Raw genomic sequence first — 16,659 nt, forward strand, 5'->3', positions numbered from 1 at the left:
TCTAGCTTATGGGCACGCTCGCGTAGGCTGGAAAACATGAACAACACCCCGGAACCGGCTGGCCAGCAACGGACCAAACAGCCGCTCAGCGAGGCCGCCAAGGACTCGCTCACCAAAACCCGCAACCTGTTCCGGATCTTCATTGTCACCGTGCTGGGCGCTTTCTTCGTCTACCAGCTCGACGTCAGCTACCTCTGGCTCACCGGCATCCTGACCGCGGCGAGCTTTGTGCTGGGTGTCCTCCTGCTGGTCAGGTCGGCCAGGCTCAAGGAGTCCAAGCTGGTCCTGTTCGGCACCATTTCGGGGCTGGTGGTATCGCTGATCATGCTGCTGGTCATCCTCGCTACGGCGCTGTTTTTCCGCCAGGTCCAGGACTTCCAGACCTGCTCACGCGAGGCCCTTACCGACCAGGCGCTCTCCAATTGCCGGGTCCAGCTGGAAAGCTCGCTGCCGGGTCTCCGGTAGCAGCCACACCAGCCGCAGCCACGAAGGTCAGCGGGCAAGTTCCGCTTCCTCATCCACGTGCTGCTGGCGTTCCAGCCACGGTCCGGCCGCATAACCGATCACAACGCCGATGCCAACCTCCGCGGCAATCCAGAGTCCCATCCACAAGGGGTCGGGTCCGATGGCGGTGAGGCGCCCGAGGCCGGCGGAGCCTCGGGCCAGCCAGGCCAGGCCCGCGGCCAGCAGACCGGACACAACCCCTACCAACGCGCCGAGGGCAAGCGTGGACATCATGGCCGTGAACCAGCGCGCGTCAATCTTGATGGAGAGCCACTCGTCGAAGTGGTTTTCGCCCTCGCGCAAGAACCACCAGCCGGCCAGGATACCCGCCAGAACGGGCAGCACCAGCGCCACGAACCCGTAGTCCAGCGGACCCGACGGGATGGCGGCGAAGACCGGAATGGACGGCAGTGGCCCGGTGGCGGTGCCCAACGGCCCCACCTGCGAGCCCACGCCCAGGGCGAAGCCCGAGCCCGAGACCCAGGCCAGCGCAAAAACCACGAGGTTGGGCAAATACCCAAGCTGCGCGATGGTGAGCGCCGCACCCCCAACCGCTCCGGCGTCGAGCGCTTCATAGACAGCAATCACCAGGTTCCAGTGGATAAAGAGGTCCACCGCCAGGAGCACACCCGCGAGCGCAAAGGCCGCCAGAAGAGCCACACAGCCCGCCTTCGCCGCGGAGCCCAAATAGGAGCCGGCCCAGCGGGAATGCTGGCTGGTACGCGAGATCCAGTCGACTGCGTCGACGCCGATCAACCGGCTCCACGAGCCTGCCTCGCGGCGGGCGCCGATCACCATGCCGAGGGCGAACGGGATCAGCGGGATAAGCATTGCCAACCAGATGTTAATGACGACGTCGGCCGTGCGGCACACAAAGCCGGTGGCAGCGCCGAACGCCGAGTAGACCACCCAGGACCCGAGCAGTGCCTGCCACAGCTGGTCCGTATAGGAGGCCCGGGCCAAGCGCCGCCCCGCACGCCATGCGAGCAAAAACGGGATCAGGGTCAGGCCCAGGGGCACCAGGGTCAGCAGGCCGGAGCCTGGACTGCCGGCCGCACCAGCCTCACCGGACACGACGGCGAGCTGCAGCGGCACCCCGTGAATCAGCAGCCAGCCCTGGCCGGCGAGGCGGGCCAGGGCATCAAAGGTGGTGTTCTGGAAGCCCGCGGTGGCCCACACGGCCACAATGGGAACCACCACCAGGAGCGCGGAGATGATGGCAGCCTGCGCCGTTTCGAGGCCTCCCTGCAGCCACAAGGGCATGGGAAGGCCACGGTCTCCGGTCTGATCAGCGCGCAGTTTCATCGTGTCCCATGGTGTCACGGCCGGGCCGTCGGACCGGGCTTCGACAGGCTCGTTCTCCGTGCGAGACGTGCCTCACCAGAGTTCGTAGTCCGCCGCGCTGATCGTGAACCCGTGACCGGCGCGGAGGTGGGCGCACACCATCCGGCCCGGCTCCCGCGAACACACCATGTTGCACTGCCTGTCCTTGTTCACCGACTGCACCACCGCCGGCAGGGTGGCCCGTGGCAGGCGAAGAACCGGACGACGACGGCGGGACGGCCGCCGCCGGCGATGGAGCCGTCGTTGGGCGTTCAGACTGTCGGGGCGCCTCATCCGGATCGCTTATGTAGCTGGGCAGAAGTCCCCATCCGGGCTTGTACCGGCGCTTTTTCCACGGGTCCGCCGTAAAATTGGAATGTCCGCAATCAGTGGTTGGAGGCAGAAAAAAATGACTACCGCATCCCCACATGCACACGTTCATTTTGGGCGCGCAGACGTCCAGAATGCCGGCATGGGAGTAGGTATCCTGTTGTTGGTGGTGGGTGCCCTGGGCTTTATCCCCGGCGTCACCACCCAGTACAGCGAATTGATGTTCCTGGGACCTGATTCCCATGCCATGTTCCTTGGCATGTTCCAGGTGTCCATGCTGCTCAATATTGTGCAGCTGGCCATCGGCGCAACGGGCTGGGCGATGTCCCGGACCGAACATGGCGCACGGAACTTCCTCATCGGAGCAGGCGCGCTGTACATCATCCTCAGCATTTTCGGGCTCAGTGTCGGCGTTGACTCGGCGGCCAACTTCCTGTCGTTCAACATGGCTGACAACTGGACCCACCTTGTGCTGGGCGTAGCGATGCTAGCTGCTGGCTGGCTGTTCTCCAGGAACATGTCCGGCGAGAGGAAATAGCCCGGAAATGACAGGCCGGGATACAGGAGCCGCGAATGAGAAATGATCCATAAGTTCTGAATATTCGTCCTACCTCGCCGGTGCAGTTGCCGCGTTCCGCGAACAGCTGCACCGGCTTCTTTGTGCTCCTTAGCGGCCGACGGCGGCGCGGGGCCGCTTTCTGAGACGCGTGGCCGCTAAGTGCCACGCACGGGGTCCAGCGCAAACGGACACTTGAAGCCCACCCTCTGGCGCGAACCTGCAGGTAATCCCCTCAAAACTCGGTCTTGAGGGTAATAGCTGCCAGTTCGCGCTTGGAAATCAGGGCCGCAAGTGTCCGTTCGCGCCAAAGGCGGCACGGGCCATTGGGCCTGCAACAATGGCCCCATGAGCGACATCATTCTGGGCTGGGACCCGGCCGGCTGGAACCGCTGGAACTACCCGGCTGTTACTGAACAGGTCGCCGCGACAGGGCTCCACCTGGAGCCCTGGAGCGTGGGCCGGAGCGTTGCCCCCGGCACCGGCGTGTGGCTGCTCCTGCTGGGAGCGCACGGCCCCGGCCTGATCGGCCATGGCGTGGTGCTCTCAGAAAACGCGGAGTTCATCGCGCAGGTGGCGTTCGATGCGCTCCTGCCGCTGGGCGATCAGGTGCCCGCCGCGGTCCTCACCGAGGCAGTGGCCGACGTCGGGTGGAACAGTACCGAAATCGAAGGCGTGGCGCTGGAGTCCGGCGACGAAGCCGCGGTCCGGGCGCTCTGGGCCACTCACGGGCCGGCGCAAGGGCCAGACCCCACCCAACCTGTGCCCGGCACGTACCCCGAGACCGCCGTCGTGAGCGTCACCGCCAACCGGTACGAGCGTGATGCGGCGGCCCGGCGGGCATGTATCGCGCACCGCGGCAGCAGCTGCGCGGCCTGCGGGTTCTCCTTCGAACTGGCGTACGGGGAGCTCGGCAAAGACTTCATCGACGTCCACCATGTGGTGCCGGCGGCCCAACTCGGCGGCGGCTACCAGCTGGATCCGCTCACGGATCTGGTTCCGCTCTGCGCCAATTGCCATGCCATGGCCCACCACGGAGTGAGCACGCCGCGCACGCAAGCCGAGCTGCGGCAAATCATGGCCACCGCCGGATACCTCCGCGGAACCACCGTTGCCCCTGAGGAGATCGAGGCCCAGCGGGTTGCCCGCGAGATCCTCGGCAAATAGGAACCGGTGATCGAGCCGGTCGAGATCCAGCCTGTTGAAACCCCACACAACAGCCCGCGCTCTGGACTCTTGGGCGGGCGCCAACCAGACTGTCTACAACAGCTGGCCAGCTGGCCGGAATTGGAGACGCGCAATACCGGCAGGGCCTGAGCAGTTGCATTTATTGGGGCTGTGCGGCGAGGCCTGTTCCGCACGCGCGAAAGGACCTCGTCATGCCGGATCTGTCAGCATTCTTCCCGCTTCTTGCCGCGATTATCGGGGCAATTCTGGTGGTCGGCTTTGTCTGGGGGGCCATCAAACTGATGTGGAAAGTGGCGGAGCCAAATGAGGCCCTGATCATCTCCGGCCTGACCCGCGGAACCCTGGAAACCCGGGCCGGAATGGACTTTAAGATTGTCACCGGAAAGGGCGCCCTGGTATTTCCGGGCCTGCAGACCGTCCGCACGCTTTCCCTGACGCTGAATGAAACGGAGCTAAAGGTTTCCTGCGTGACTTCGCAGGGCATCCAGGTGATTGTGGAAGGCGTGGTAATTTACAAAATCGGTGATGCCCCGCCGTTTATCGCAAATGCGGCTAGGCGTTTCCTGGGCCAGCAGCCCAAGATGGAAAGCCAGGTCTACAACGTCTTTGAGGGCCACCTGCGGTCCATCATCGGAAGCATGACCGTGGAAGAGATCATCCGCGAACGGGACAAGCTGGGGTCCCAGGTCCGCAGCGCCAGCGGAGTGGAAATGGAGAAGCTGGGGCTGGTGGTGGATTCGCTGCAGATCAAGGACCTGCAGGACCCCACGGGGTACATCCAGAACATCGCCAAGCCCCACATCGCCCAGGTCAAAATGGAGGCCCGGATCGCGGAGGCCACGCGGAACCGCGAGGCGGCCGAGAAGGAGGCCGAGGCGGCTGCAATGATCGCGGACGCGCAGAGTGTTTCGGCCATCCGGCAGTCGGTGGCGCAAGCGAACGCCGAGCGGGCCAAAGCCGAGGCCGCCCAGGCGGGACCGCTGGCGGATGCGACGGCGCGGCAGCATGTCGTCGTCCAGGAAACGGAAGTGGCCAAGCTTGAGGCGGACCGGGAGGAGCAGAAGCTCCAGACCACGGTCCGGAAGCCCGCCGACGCCAAGGCATACGCCAAGCGCACAGACGCGGAGGGCCAGAAGGCGGCGGACATCAGCGCCGCCGAAGCGCTGGCCCGCCGGACGGAACTTGAGGCCCAGGCCAACGCCCGCCGGACGGAGCTGCAGGCCCAGGCGAACGCCACTGCCGCGGCGGCCGCGGCCGGAGCCACGAAGGTCACCGGCGAGGCCGAAGCCGCTGCCACCAGGGCCCGCGGTGACGCCGCGGCCTCCGCCATCAAGGCCAAGGCGCTGGCCGAGGCAGACGGCATCAAGGCGCGGGCCGAAGCACTCGGGACCAACCAGGACGCCGTCATTTCGCAGCAGCTGGCCGAAAACATGCCGGCCATCATCGCCGCAGCGGCCGAGCCTTTCTCGCACGTGGGCCAGATGACCGTGCTGAACGGCGGCGAGGGCGTGAACAAGATGCTGGGCGGCATCCTGGCCCAGGTGGGCGACTACCTTCCTGCCTTGTCCTCGGCACTGAAGAACAGCCGGGAAGGCAAGCGCCCCGCGAAAGGCCCCGATGCATAGAAACGTTGACCGGAGCCTTACCGGCAAGATCGGCCGCGTGACCGGGCGCATTGGCCCCGGAACCCTCGGCGAGGTCATGCTGCCCTACCTGGGCGGCACCAACGCGTTCCACGCCCACCCCTTCGACAAGACGAGCGTCTTCGCAGTCGGTGACGAAGTGCTGGTCATCTATTTCGAGCCGCCGCAAACGGTCTATGTGGATGAACTGCCGGACGTGCTGCGGCACGGCGAAGACGGCTGACCCCAAGCGCTGATCTGTTAACCCAAGCTTTCCCTCTACTCAACCCGGGTGACCCCGCCCCGACAGGCGCCGCGCCCACCGTGGAGGGGTGAGGATCGCAATTGTTGCCGAGTCATTCCTGCCGCTGATGAATGGGGTGACCCACTCCATCCTGAGGGTGCTTGAACACCTGGAGGACCAGGGCCACGACGTCCTGGTCATCGCCCCTTCCCCACATGCGGTCGCCGAGTTCGTGGGACCGGCCGAGGTGGTTCACGGCGCGACGGTGCACAGGGTTCCCGCGGTTCCCCTGGCGGGATACACCAACGTGCGAGTGGCGATGGGCGGTGTGTACCGGGTCAAGCGAATCCTTGCCGACTACGCACCCGATGTTGTCCACCTCGCATCGCCGTTTATCCTCGGGTGGCGGGCAGTGCAGGCCGCGCATCAGTTGGGGATCCCCACCATAGCCATCTACCAGACCGAGGTTCCCAGCTACGCCGCACGCTATGGTGTGCCGTTCCTGGAGAACTGGGCGTGGAGCCGGGTGGAGAATATCCACCTGCTGGCCACCCGGACCCTGGTGCCGTCCACCTTCGCGCTGAACCAGTTGCGCGGCCGCGGGATTCCGCGGGTGGGCATGTGGCGGCGCGGTGTGGATACCGCGCGGTTTTCGCCGGAAAAGCGCGACGCCGGGTGGCGGGAAACGGTTGCCCCCGGCGGTGAGCGCATCATCGGCTACGTCGGCCGGCTGGCCATCGAAAAACAGGTAGAGGACCTCGCCGCGCTCGCCAACGTCCCGAACACCAAGCTGGTGATTGTGGGCGACGGACCCCAAAAGTCCGCCCTGCAGGAAGCCCTGCCGGACGCCGTGTTCACCGGGTTCCTCGGCGGTGAGGAGCTGGCGACGGCGGTGGCGTCCTTCGACCTTTTTGTCCATCCCGGCGAGTTCGAGACGTTCTGCCAGACCATCCAGGAGGCCATGGCATCGGGGGTGCCGGTGGTGGCCACGGGCCGCGGCGGGCCTCTGGACCTGGTGGAAAACTCCCGTACAGGCTGGCTGTACCAGCCCGGCGACCTGGCCGGTTTCCGGGCCCGGGTGATGGACCTGATGGGCGACGACGCCAAGCGCCGCGCGTTCGCCAGGACAGCGCACGCTTCGGTCCAGGCGCGGACGTGGCCGGTGCTCAGCGCCGAGCTGGTGCGTCAGTACCAATCAGTAATCGCCGGAGAACCGTTGGCTGAAACCGTCGAAACCAAGAGCCGCCGCCCGGTGGTTGAGCCAGTCGAAACCAAGAGTGGAGCGTCCCTGTGAAAATATCGGTGATCGGCTGCGGCTACCTCGGCGCGGTGCACGCCGCCACGCTCGCGTCCATGGGCCACACCGTGGTGGGCATCGACGTGGACGCCACCAAAGTGGACCAGCTGGGCCGCGGCCAGGCCCCCTTCTTCGAACCCGGCCTGGACGAACTGCTCCGCGACGGACGCAGCACCGGCCGCCTCACGTTCTCCACCGACGTCGCCGCTGCCGTCGGCGCCCAGGTCCATTTCCTGTGCGTCGGGACGCCGCAGTCCAAAACGTCCGACGGCGCCGACCTCACCTTCCTCGTCGCCGCCACGGAGGCGCTGCTCCCGCACCTGGCGAGGGGCGCCGTCGTCGTCGGTAAATCAACGGTGCCCGTGGGCACGGTGGACATGCTCCAGAACGTCCTCGCGGGGCGGCCGGACGTGCAGCTGGGCTGGAACCCCGAGTTCCTGCGGCAGGGCACAGCAGTGAAGGACTCGCTGGTGCCGGACCGGCTGGTCTACGGTGTGGCGGGCGGACGCGCCGCGGCCTTCAACCCCAAAACCGGGGCGCCGCGTGCGGTGACGGCCGCACTGGATGCCGTCTATGAGCCACTGCTGAACGCCGGCATTCCGCGCCTGGTGTGCAACTTCGCCACGGCTGAGCTGATCAAGTCGGCCGCCAACGCGTACCTGGCCACCAAGGTCAGCTTCATCAACGCCATCTCCGAACTGTGTGACGCGTCCGGCGCGGACGTGGCCGAACTCAGCGAGGCGATGGGCATGGACCCGAGGATCGGCAGCCGCTACATGCATGCCGGGCTGGGCTTCGGCGGCGGGTGCCTGCCCAAGGACATCCGCAGCCTCCGCAGCCAGGCCGCCGCGCTGGGCGTGGACCCGGTGAACGACTGGATGGGCGTGGTGGATGCCATCAACGTCCGCCAGCGGACCCGGACAGCGTCCCTGGCCGCGGAGCTGTGCGGCGGCGGGCTCTCCGGACGCGCGATCACCATCCTCGGAGCCTCCTTCAAGCCCGAGACCGATGACATCCGCGACTCCCCCGCCCTGGACGTCGCGGCCCGGCTGGCAGCGGCCGGCGCGCACGTGACGGTGACGGATCCGAAAGCCGTGAACCACGCGTGGCTGCGGTATCCGCAGCTGCGGTTCGAAGCCTCCGCAACGCGGGCCTTGGAGGGTGCCGAGCTGGTGCTCCTGCTTACTGAGTGGGACGAATACCGGCGCCTGAGCCCTGCCGCTGCGGGCGCTTTGGTGCGGCGGCGGGTGATCCTGGACGCCAGGAACGTCCTCGATGCTGCTGCCTGGCAGGCGGACGGCTGGGTGGTCCGCGGGCTGGGCACCAACGCCGGTGCCGCTGCCAGCGTCGTTTCCGAGGCCGGTGCCAGCGTCGTTTCCGGGGCCGGCCTGACGGGAATGCGAAACTCTTAGCCAATTTTCACCGCTGCGGACCAAGCGAAGCGCGAATTCCCGGGCCTCCATGTCCGAGGGCCTCTCAAAAGTCACGCATTTTCGTACCGCGATCACAACATGCACTTTATGATGTGCGTGGGGGTGGTAGCGCATGGGGCGTTCCAAGCGGCAGGACAAGGATTTGGGCGCGCCAGATTTCGGCGCGCTTCTTGATGCCAGCCCGGATGCGCTTCTCGCTCTCAACGCGGACCGCACCATCAAAATGGCCAACGCGGCAGCCAGCAAGCTGTTCGGCTACACACGCGCTGAGCTGATCGGCAGCGACCACTGGCTGCTCCTGTCGGAGGGGTTCCGGAGCGAAACGCGGCTGCTTCAGGAGCACCTGCAAGCGCAGCCCGATATACCGCTGCCGCCGCGTGAAGTGTACGGACTGCACCGGGACGGCACAGAGTTCTCCGCCGAGGTGGCAGGCTCACTGCTGGACGACGGCGGCACGCAGGTTTTGCTGGTTTCGGTCCGGAGCACGGAACACCGCAAGGGAGCTGACGCTGACCTCCTCGAGGCCATGTCACTGCTGACGGCCACCCTCGAATCCACCGCGGACGGCATCCTGGTCATCAGCTCCGACGGCAGTGTGGCCGGGTTCAATGACCAGTTCCTGAAAATGTGGGGCATCCCGCCGGAACTCCTGGACGGCGACACCGAAGTGCCCATTATGCGGCTGATCATCTCCCAGGTTGCCAACCCGGAGGCCTTCATGGCAAGGATCGCCGAGGTTGTGGAGAACCCGGCGGCAGAAAGCCACGACGTGCTGGACTTCAAGGATGGCAGGACCTTTGAAAGGTACTCGCGGCCCCAACGGGTTGGTGAGAGGATCGCGGGCCGGGTGTGGAGCTTCCGGGATGTCACTCCGCGCAGGCAGGCGCAGGAGCAGGCCGAGCAGGCCCTGACTGATTTGGCCGCGCAGGCAGAACAGCTGAGAGCACTTGCGTTCCAGGACCCGCTGACCGGGCTGGCCAACCGGGCGGTGTTCAACCAGGCCCTCACGGCGGCCCTCACCGAACCACACCTCAAGACCGTCGATGTCCTGCTGATCGACCTCGACAACTTCAAGGAAGTCAACGACATCCTGGGGCACCAGGCAGGCGATGACATGCTCGTGGAAGTGGCACGCCGGCTGCGCGGCTGTGTCCCCATGGCCGACGTGGTGGCCCGGCTCGGCGGCGACGAGTTTGTGGTGCTGCTGACGGCCTGCCCCGACGCCGATGCCATTGCCAAATGCATCGTCCGCTGTCTGCATGTGCCCGTGACCATCAACGGCACGGCGCTGCGGCCGAGCCTCAGCCTGGGGCTCGCCTCCAGTGGCAAGGAAACGATGGTCGATTCCGAGTTGCTTCGTGAGGCGGATATCGCCATGTACGCGGCCAAAGCTGCCGGCAAGAACCGTTTCCTGCGCTTCCATCCGGACATGATGACTGCTCTGGTGCAGCGGACGGAGATGGAAGCGGGATTGCAGCTCGCGGTCACCCGCGGTGAGATCTCGGTGGCCTTCCAGCCGATTGTCTCCCCGCGGATCGGGCAAATGGTCCAGTTCGAGGCCCTGGCGCGGTGGGACCACGCCGGCGAGCGCATCCCGCCGTCGGTCTTTATCCCGATGGCGGAGCGCAGCGGCCTGATCGGCGAGATCGGCAACGAAGTGATGGGGCTCAGCCTGGTGCAGCTGGCGCCTTGGCTGCGCGAGGACCTGTCGCGGTCGCTCGCGGTCAACGTGTCCGGTGTGCAGCTGCAGGAACCGGCTTTTGCCGAAGGCGTCCTCCGCTTGGCCGCTGCCTGTGGCGTGGGCGCTTACCAGCTGGTCCTGGAAGTCACCGAAAGCGTGTTTTTCGACCCGGACTGCGGACTAATCAGGCAGCTCAGTAGCCTGCGCGAGGCCGGCGTCCGGGTGGCCCTGGATGACTTCGGCACGGGCTATTCGTCGCTGGGCCGGCTGCAGGACCTGCCGGTGGACACCGTCAAGATCGACCGAGCGTTTGTGTCCATGGTCCTGACGGGACAGGAACGCCTGCCCATCCTGAGCTCCATGATCAACATGGCCCACAGCCTGGGCCTGACCGTCACCGCCGAAGGCGTCGAAACGGCCGTGCAGGCAGACTACCTGACCGCGCTGGACTGCGATTCGCTGCAGGGGTACCTGTTCTCGCTGCCGGAGACCCCGCAGCGGCTGGGTCTGGCTGGCCGGCAGGCAGAAGACGCCCTGGCGGCGCTGGCGGGCAGGCGGCCTACAACCGCCTGACCGCGCCAACTTCGGGCTGCGGGAGGAGAATGAACCTATGGACGTCGTTGTCATCGAGACGCGGCCGCTCGGGGACCGCAGCTACCTGGTCCACGACGGCGAGGTGGCGCTGGTCATCGATCCGCAGCGGGACACGGACCGCGTGGAAGCCGCGGCCTCGGAAGCCGACGTCCGGATCACCCACGTTGCCGAAACCCACCTTCACAACGACTACCTCACCGGCGGGCTCATCCTCGCCCACACGCACGGTGCCGAGTATCTCGTCAACGCAGACGACGACGTCGCGTTTGAACGCACGCCAATAGCCGACGGCGGCACGGTCCAGGTAGGCCGGCTCACCGTGAAGGCCGTGGCCACGCCCGGTCACACCCACCACCATCTCAGCTACGTGGTCAGCGACGGCGAGCAGCAGGCCGTGTTCTCGGGCGGCAGCCTGCTCTACGGGTCGGTGGGCCGGACTGATCTGGTCAGTGACGAGGACACCGAAGACCTCACCCGCGCCCAGTACTCCTCGGTCCGCCGCCTGGCCGCCGAGGCCCAGCCGGACGCAGCCCTTTACCCCACACACGGGTTCGGCTCGTTCTGCTCGTCGGGGCCGGCGTCGAGCGCCCGATCGTCCACCGTCGCCCAGGAGCAGGAAACCAACCACGCGTTCACGGACGCCGATGAGGACCACTTTGTCCGGGAGCTCATCAACAACCTGACCGCATACCCGTCCTATTACGCGCACATGGCCCCGGCGAACCGGCAGGGTCCGGGGCCGGCGGACCTCGCCGTGCCGGAATCCGTGGATCCGGAGGAGCTCAGCCGCCGGCTCGCGGGCGGCGAATGGGTGGTGGACCTGCGCCACCGGGTGGCCTTCGCCAGCAGCCACCTGCAGGGCTCGGTGAGTTTCGAGTACGGCCGCGGCTCCAGCTTCACCGCCTACCTGGGCTGGGTCCTGCCGTGGAACCAAAAACTGACGCTGGTGGGAACAGAGGAGGACGTCGAAAAGGCCATCCGGGACCTCTCCCGCATCGGCATCGACTCCCCCGACGCCGCCCTCGGAACGGAACCGTCGGCACTCGCGCCCGGCACCGCCGTCGTGCATTATCCGCGTGTGGACTGGGCCGAAATGCTGCACGGGCGGAGCGCCGGGGACGTGGTGCTCGATGTCCGACGGACGGATGAGTACGACGACGGCCACCTCGCAGGGGCGGTGAACATCCCCCTGCATGAGCTGCTGGGGCGGATGGCCGAGATTCCGGCGGGCACAGTATGGGTGCACTGCGCCACCGGATACCGTTCCGGGGTGGCGGCGAGCCTGCTGCAACGCGCGGGCCGGCAGGTGGTTCATGTGGACGGGAAGTACGGTCCTTCTTGAGTTGTGAGGGATATCATAGGGATGCGTCTCCGCCCTGGTCTCGGGCGGGCCCGGGTCTCAGCTTTTACGGGTGACAGGCGCACCGATGGGGAGGATCCGCGTGTCTCAGAATGGTCTCCTGGAGCAGCGTCCTGCCACGGTGAGGAGCACGGCCGCACTGGGCTGGCTGGTGGTTCCTGCTGCCGTGGTGGTGGGTGTGCTTGGACTGTTTTTTGCCGCCAACAGCGGCACTCCGGCGGCCATGGTGGCCGGCGATTTCTCCATCCTCGCGGCTGCCGTCCTGGCAGGTCACAGCTGCGGCCGGGCGGCGCTGCGCGGCGGCGTGAACGCACGCGCCTGGACCCTGATGTCGGTGGCTGCCTATGTCTGGGCCGCCGGCCAGGCCGTCTGGACGTACTACGGGCGCACAAACGACCACGCCTACCCCTTCCCGTCCCTGGCGGATGTCGGATTCGTGGGGTATTCGTTGCCGGCCGCCATCGCGCTGTTCAGTTTCAAGCGGCCCGGCGGCACCACCCGCGTTGGACTGCTCCGGTCAGTGCTGGACGCGGCGGTCATCGCTGGCTCGGTCCTGGCGATCAGTTGGTACATGGCGCTGGGCCCGGCCATCAGCGCCGAGGGCGACGTCCTCTCCCGGCTCACCACCATGGCTTACCCGGTGGTGGACGTGATCATCACGTCGCTGGTGCTGGTCCTGGGAATGCGCCGGCAACCCGGCGAACGCCTGCCGTGGCTGTGCTTCGGCGGCGGCCTGCTGGTCCTCACCGTCACGGACAGCATCTACGTGCGGTTGACGTCCGACGGCGTCACGGGAGTCACCGGTTCACCGCTCGCCTTGGGCTGGATTATCGCCTTCCTCCTGATTGCGCTGGCACCGCTGGTCCCCTATGCGGAAGACCCGCGGCCGGACCGTAAGTCGTTTGCGCTGGCCCTGGAGCTGCTCCCCTACGCACCCATCCTGGTGGCCTTGATGGTGCTCGCGGCCCCGCATGTACAGGAAATGAGCACTTTCCTCTTGGTGGTGGCAAGAGTCACCGTTGCCCTCATCCTGGTCCGCCAGGTGCTGATCATCATCGAGAACCTCACCCTGACCACCGGGCTGGAGCAGGAAGTGGCGGCCCGGACGGCTGAGCTGGAGGGCCTGGGCGCGATCGTCAACTCCTCCACGGACGCCATCCTGAGCACCACACCCTACGGCATCATCACCAGCTGGAACCCCGGAGCCGAACTGCAGTACGGCTACACGGCCGAGGAAGCGATCGGCCGCGACGCGCGTTTCCTCCTGCCGCCGGGCGGTATCGCCGGTGCCGCCAAGGTCTTCGAGCAGATCCGCGCCAGCGGCAAAGCGATGAGCTTCGAGATGGAGCACCTGACGAAGGACGGCGCCGTCATTCCCGTGTCGATGACCGTCTCCCCCATCCGGGACGATACCGGCCGGCTCAGCGGGTTGGGCACCATCGCCAGGGACATCACCCTGCGCCGGGCCGCCGAACTGGAGCTGAAGGCCGCGCGGGAAGCCGCACTGGAATCGAGCCGGCTCAAGTCCGAGTTCCTGGCCACCATGAGCCACGAAATCCGCACCCCCATGAACGGCGTGGTGGGGCTGACCGCGCTGCTGCTGGAGACGCCGCTGGACCAGACACAGAAGCAGTACGCCCAGGGCGTCAAAGGCGCCGGCGAGGCGCTGCTGTCCCTCATCAACGACATCCTGGACTTCTCCAAACTGGAAGCCGGCAAGGTTGACCTGGACATCCGCGCCTTCGATCCTCGCGCCCTCGTGGAGGAAGTGGCCGGTCTGCTGACCGAGCCCGCGCAGGCCAAGAGCCTTGAGCTGATCGCCTACTGCGAACCGGACGTTCCGGCCAGGCTGCACGGTGATTCCGGCCGGATCCGCCAGATCCTGCTGAACCTGGCCTCCAACGCCGTGAAGTTCACGGCGGCCGGGGAGGTGTCCATCCGCGTGACGACGGAGACGCCGGACGCGAAGCCCGGGGCCACCGCCATGGTTTGCTTCGAGATCCGCGATACGGGCATCGGGATCAACCCCTTGCACCACGCGCGCCTGTTCGAATCCTTCTCGCAGGCGGACGCTTCCACCACCCGGCGCTACGGCGGCACAGGCCTGGGCCTGGCCATCTGCAGCCGGCTCACTGAGGCCATGAACGGCGAGATCGGGCTGGACAGCGCTCTGGGCGAGGGCAGCACGTTCTGGTTCCGCATCCCCGTGCCCGTCGCGCCACCGTCCACGGATCCCGTGCCGGCCGCCGGTTTCCTCACCGGGCTGCGCGTCCTGGTGGTGGACGACAACGCCACCAACCGCCTGGTGCTGGAATCCCAGCTGCGCGGCTGGAAGCTGCAGCCGGAGGCCGTGCCGGATGCCCGCGCCGCGCTGGCCCTCGCCCACGAAGCCGCAGCAGCCGGAGTACCCTTCCACCTGGCCGTGCTGGACCTCTGCATGCCGGATACCGATGGCCTGGAGCTGGCCCGCGAACTCAAGGCCGACGCCGCACTGGCGGACATGGAGCTGATCATGCTCACGTCCACCATGCAGGTCAACGCCGCCGAGATCGCCGACGCCGGAGTCCGCGAATGGCTCATGAAACCGGTCCGCAGCTCCGAGTTCTACAACCGCCTGATCCGGCTGATGTCCACGAGTGAACACCATGCCCCGGCGGCTCTTGGGTTTGGCCAGCATTCCGACGCTGAGCCGTCGGCCGAGTCGTCCGGTTCGTCCCCCGAGTCCTCCCCGGAGTCGTCCGCTGATTCGTCCGATGCGTCGTCCCTCCGGGGCGCATCACGGGGCCGCATCCTGGTAGTGGAGGACAACGAGGTGAACCAGCTGGTAGCCCGCGCCACGGTGACCAAGTTCGGCTACGCGGTGGACGTGGTTGCCGACGGCGCCGAAGCCGTAGCCGCCACCGCCAGCACCCGGTACGCCGCCATCCTGATGGACTGCCACATGCCCGTGATGGACGGGTTCGAGGCCACGCGCGTCATCCGCCGGCGCGGCGGCAGGGCCGGCCATCTTCCCATCATCGCGATGACCGCCGGCGCCCTGGACGGGGACCGGGAACGCTGCCTCGCCGCCGGCATGGACGATTACCTCTCCAAACCGGTGGACGCCGCCGAGCTTGAAGCCGCCCTGGCCCGCTGGGTCCCCGAGCAGGCACCGCTCTCTTCGCCGGAAGAGCTGGCGGCTCCTCAGTTGGAGGAGGCTCCCCAGCACGAATCTCCCCAGCAGGTGGCTCCCCAACTGCTGGCCGTCACCGGTGGAGGTGCTCCGGCGCTGGATGCGGACCGGCTCGCGATGCTGCGCGGCCTCGGCCCGGAGGACGGCCTGGGCATGCTGCCCGCCACGACAGAGGCGTTCCGGAAGGACGTTCCCGCGCGGCTCGCGGCGCTGCGCGAAGCGGTGAACGACGGCGGCGGGCCGGCCCTGGCGCAGGCGGCGCACGCCCTGAAGGGTGCGGCGGCCAACATCGGGGCCACCGCCGTCGCAAGCCTGTGCGGCGAACTGGAAGTCCTGGGACGCAGCGGAATGCTCGACGGCGGCCCGCAGCTGGTCAGCCGGCTGGAAGCTGCGCTTGTGCGCGTGGACTTTGAACTCGATCTGGCGCTGGAGGTGGCACAGTGAAAGTCCTGGTGGCAGATGACGATCCGGGCTCGCTCCTGGTGGCCCGCGCCGCCGTCGAACGCTACGGGCATGACTGCCTGACGGCGGCCGACGGTGACGAGGCGTGGGCCCTGTACCTGGAACACCAACCCGACGTGGTGGTCACGGACTGGATGATGCCCGGGATGGACGGGCTGGCGCTGTGCCGGGCCATCCGGGCGCGCGGGGCGGACCTGTACACGTACATCGTGCTGCTGACGTCGCAAGGATCCCGGGACGATGTGCTCGCCGGGCTCGCAGCCGGGGCGGACGACTACGTCACCAAGCCGCTGGACCCGTTTGTCCTGCATGCGCGGCTGCTGGTGGCGCTGCGGGTGACCACGTTGCACGCGGACCTGGCTCACTACCGGAAGGTGCTGTCGCAACAGGCGCGGACGGATCCGCTCACCGGCCTGCACAACCGGCTCAAGCTCTCCGAGGACCTCGAGCAGCTGCATGCCCGCAGCCAGCGGTACACGGAGGGGTATTGCGTGGCCATGTGCGATGTGGACAATTTCAAAAGCTATAACGACATCTACGGGCACCAGGCGGGCGATCTCGCGCTGCGGGCCGTGGCGGGGGCGCTGGTGGGCGCGGCGCGGAAGACCGACGGCGTATACCGGTACGGCGGCGAAGAGTTCCTGCTGGTGCTGCCGAACCAGTCACAGCTGAGCGCCAAGGCCTTTATGGAGCGGGCGCTGGACACCGTGCGCGAGCTGGAAATTGTCCACTCCGGGGATCCGCTGGGGCAGCTGACGCTGAGCGCCGGGATTTCCGCGTTCACCCCCGAGCACCCGGCCGACGCCGACACCCTCCTGGGCGAGGCCGATGCCGCGCTTTATGTAGCCAAGGCGGCTGGCCGGAACCGGGTGGAGCTGGCGCTGCAGTAGCGG

At 67.0% G+C, this 16,659-nt stretch carries 12 protein-coding genes; 11 read left to right on the plus strand and 1 reads right to left on the minus strand.

Features of this window, described 5'->3' with window-relative positions; genetic code table 11:
* Nucleotides 1-36: 36 nt before the first annotated feature.
* Complete coding sequence (locus NG701_RS08910; RefSeq protein WP_252566577.1) at nt 37-465, plus strand: hypothetical protein; 429 nt, start codon at nt 37-39, stop codon at nt 463-465.
* Nucleotides 466-492: 27 nt separating this feature from the next.
* Here NG701_RS08910 and NG701_RS08915 read toward each other — a convergent pair whose 3' ends face one another.
* The gene (locus NG701_RS08915; protein ID WP_252566579.1) at nt 493-1,809 is read right to left on the minus strand and encodes a cell division protein PerM; all 1,317 of its coding nucleotides are present in this window, start codon (nt 1,807-1,809) and stop codon (nt 493-495) included.
* 427 nt (nt 1,810-2,236) lie between these two features.
* Here NG701_RS08915 and NG701_RS08920 point away from each other — a divergent pair, with 427 nt between their 5' ends.
* The 10 genes from NG701_RS08920 (at nt 2,237) to NG701_RS08965 (ending at nt 16,656) form a co-directional block, all read left to right on the plus strand.
* The gene (locus NG701_RS08920; RefSeq protein ID WP_374208671.1) at nt 2,237-2,695 is read left to right on the plus strand and encodes a DUF4383 domain-containing protein; all 459 of its coding nucleotides are present in this window, start codon (nt 2,237-2,239) and stop codon (nt 2,693-2,695) included.
* A gap of 366 nt (nt 2,696-3,061) precedes the next feature.
* A complete protein-coding gene (locus NG701_RS08925) occupies nt 3,062-3,880 on the plus strand; it encodes an HNH endonuclease (protein ID WP_252566585.1) in 819 nt (272 codons plus the stop codon).
* Between the two features lie 212 nt (nt 3,881-4,092).
* A complete protein-coding gene (locus NG701_RS08930; protein WP_141139797.1) occupies nt 4,093-5,526 on the plus strand; it encodes a flotillin family protein in 1,434 nt (477 codons plus the stop codon).
* On the plus strand, nt 5,519-5,767 hold the full coding sequence (locus NG701_RS08935; RefSeq protein WP_082576089.1) for an NfeD C-terminal domain-containing protein: 249 nt from the start codon (nt 5,519-5,521) through the stop codon (nt 5,765-5,767). Before NG701_RS08930 ends, NG701_RS08935 begins: the two co-directional genes overlap by 8 nt.
* An 88-nt stretch (nt 5,768-5,855) precedes the next feature.
* Nucleotides 5,856-7,061: a glycosyltransferase family 4 protein gene (locus NG701_RS08940; RefSeq protein ID WP_252566588.1), complete on the plus strand. Its 1,206-nt coding sequence runs from the start codon at nt 5,856-5,858 to the stop codon at nt 7,059-7,061.
* Nucleotides 7,058-8,476 carry a UDP-glucose dehydrogenase family protein gene (locus NG701_RS08945; RefSeq protein WP_252566591.1) on the plus strand — a complete coding sequence of 473 codons (1,419 nt, stop codon included), beginning with the start codon at nt 7,058-7,060 and terminating at the stop codon, nt 8,474-8,476. The genes NG701_RS08940 and NG701_RS08945 overlap by 4 nt, the downstream gene beginning before the upstream one ends.
* Nucleotides 8,477-8,609: 133 nt before the next feature.
* Nucleotides 8,610-10,751: a putative bifunctional diguanylate cyclase/phosphodiesterase gene (locus NG701_RS08950; protein ID WP_252566593.1), complete on the plus strand. Its 2,142-nt coding sequence runs from the start codon at nt 8,610-8,612 to the stop codon at nt 10,749-10,751.
* A 37-nt stretch (nt 10,752-10,788) separates the two neighbouring features.
* The gene (locus NG701_RS08955; RefSeq protein WP_252566595.1) at nt 10,789-12,114 is read left to right on the plus strand and encodes an MBL fold metallo-hydrolase; all 1,326 of its coding nucleotides are present in this window, start codon (nt 10,789-10,791) and stop codon (nt 12,112-12,114) included.
* 100 nt (nt 12,115-12,214) lie between these two features.
* Complete coding sequence (locus NG701_RS08960) at nt 12,215-15,748, plus strand: hybrid sensor histidine kinase/response regulator (RefSeq protein ID WP_252566598.1); 3,534 nt, start codon at nt 12,215-12,217, stop codon at nt 15,746-15,748.
* Nucleotides 15,745-16,656 carry a GGDEF domain-containing protein gene (locus tag NG701_RS08965; RefSeq protein ID WP_252566601.1) on the plus strand — a complete coding sequence of 304 codons (912 nt, stop codon included), beginning with the start codon at nt 15,745-15,747 and terminating at the stop codon, nt 16,654-16,656. Before NG701_RS08960 ends, NG701_RS08965 begins: the two co-directional genes overlap by 4 nt.
* The last annotated feature ends 3 nt before the right edge of the window (nt 16,657-16,659 follow it).

The organism is Pseudarthrobacter cellobiosi (assembly GCF_023913815.1).
GTDB classification, from domain to species: domain Bacteria; phylum Actinomycetota; class Actinomycetes; order Actinomycetales; family Micrococcaceae; genus Arthrobacter; species Arthrobacter cellobiosi.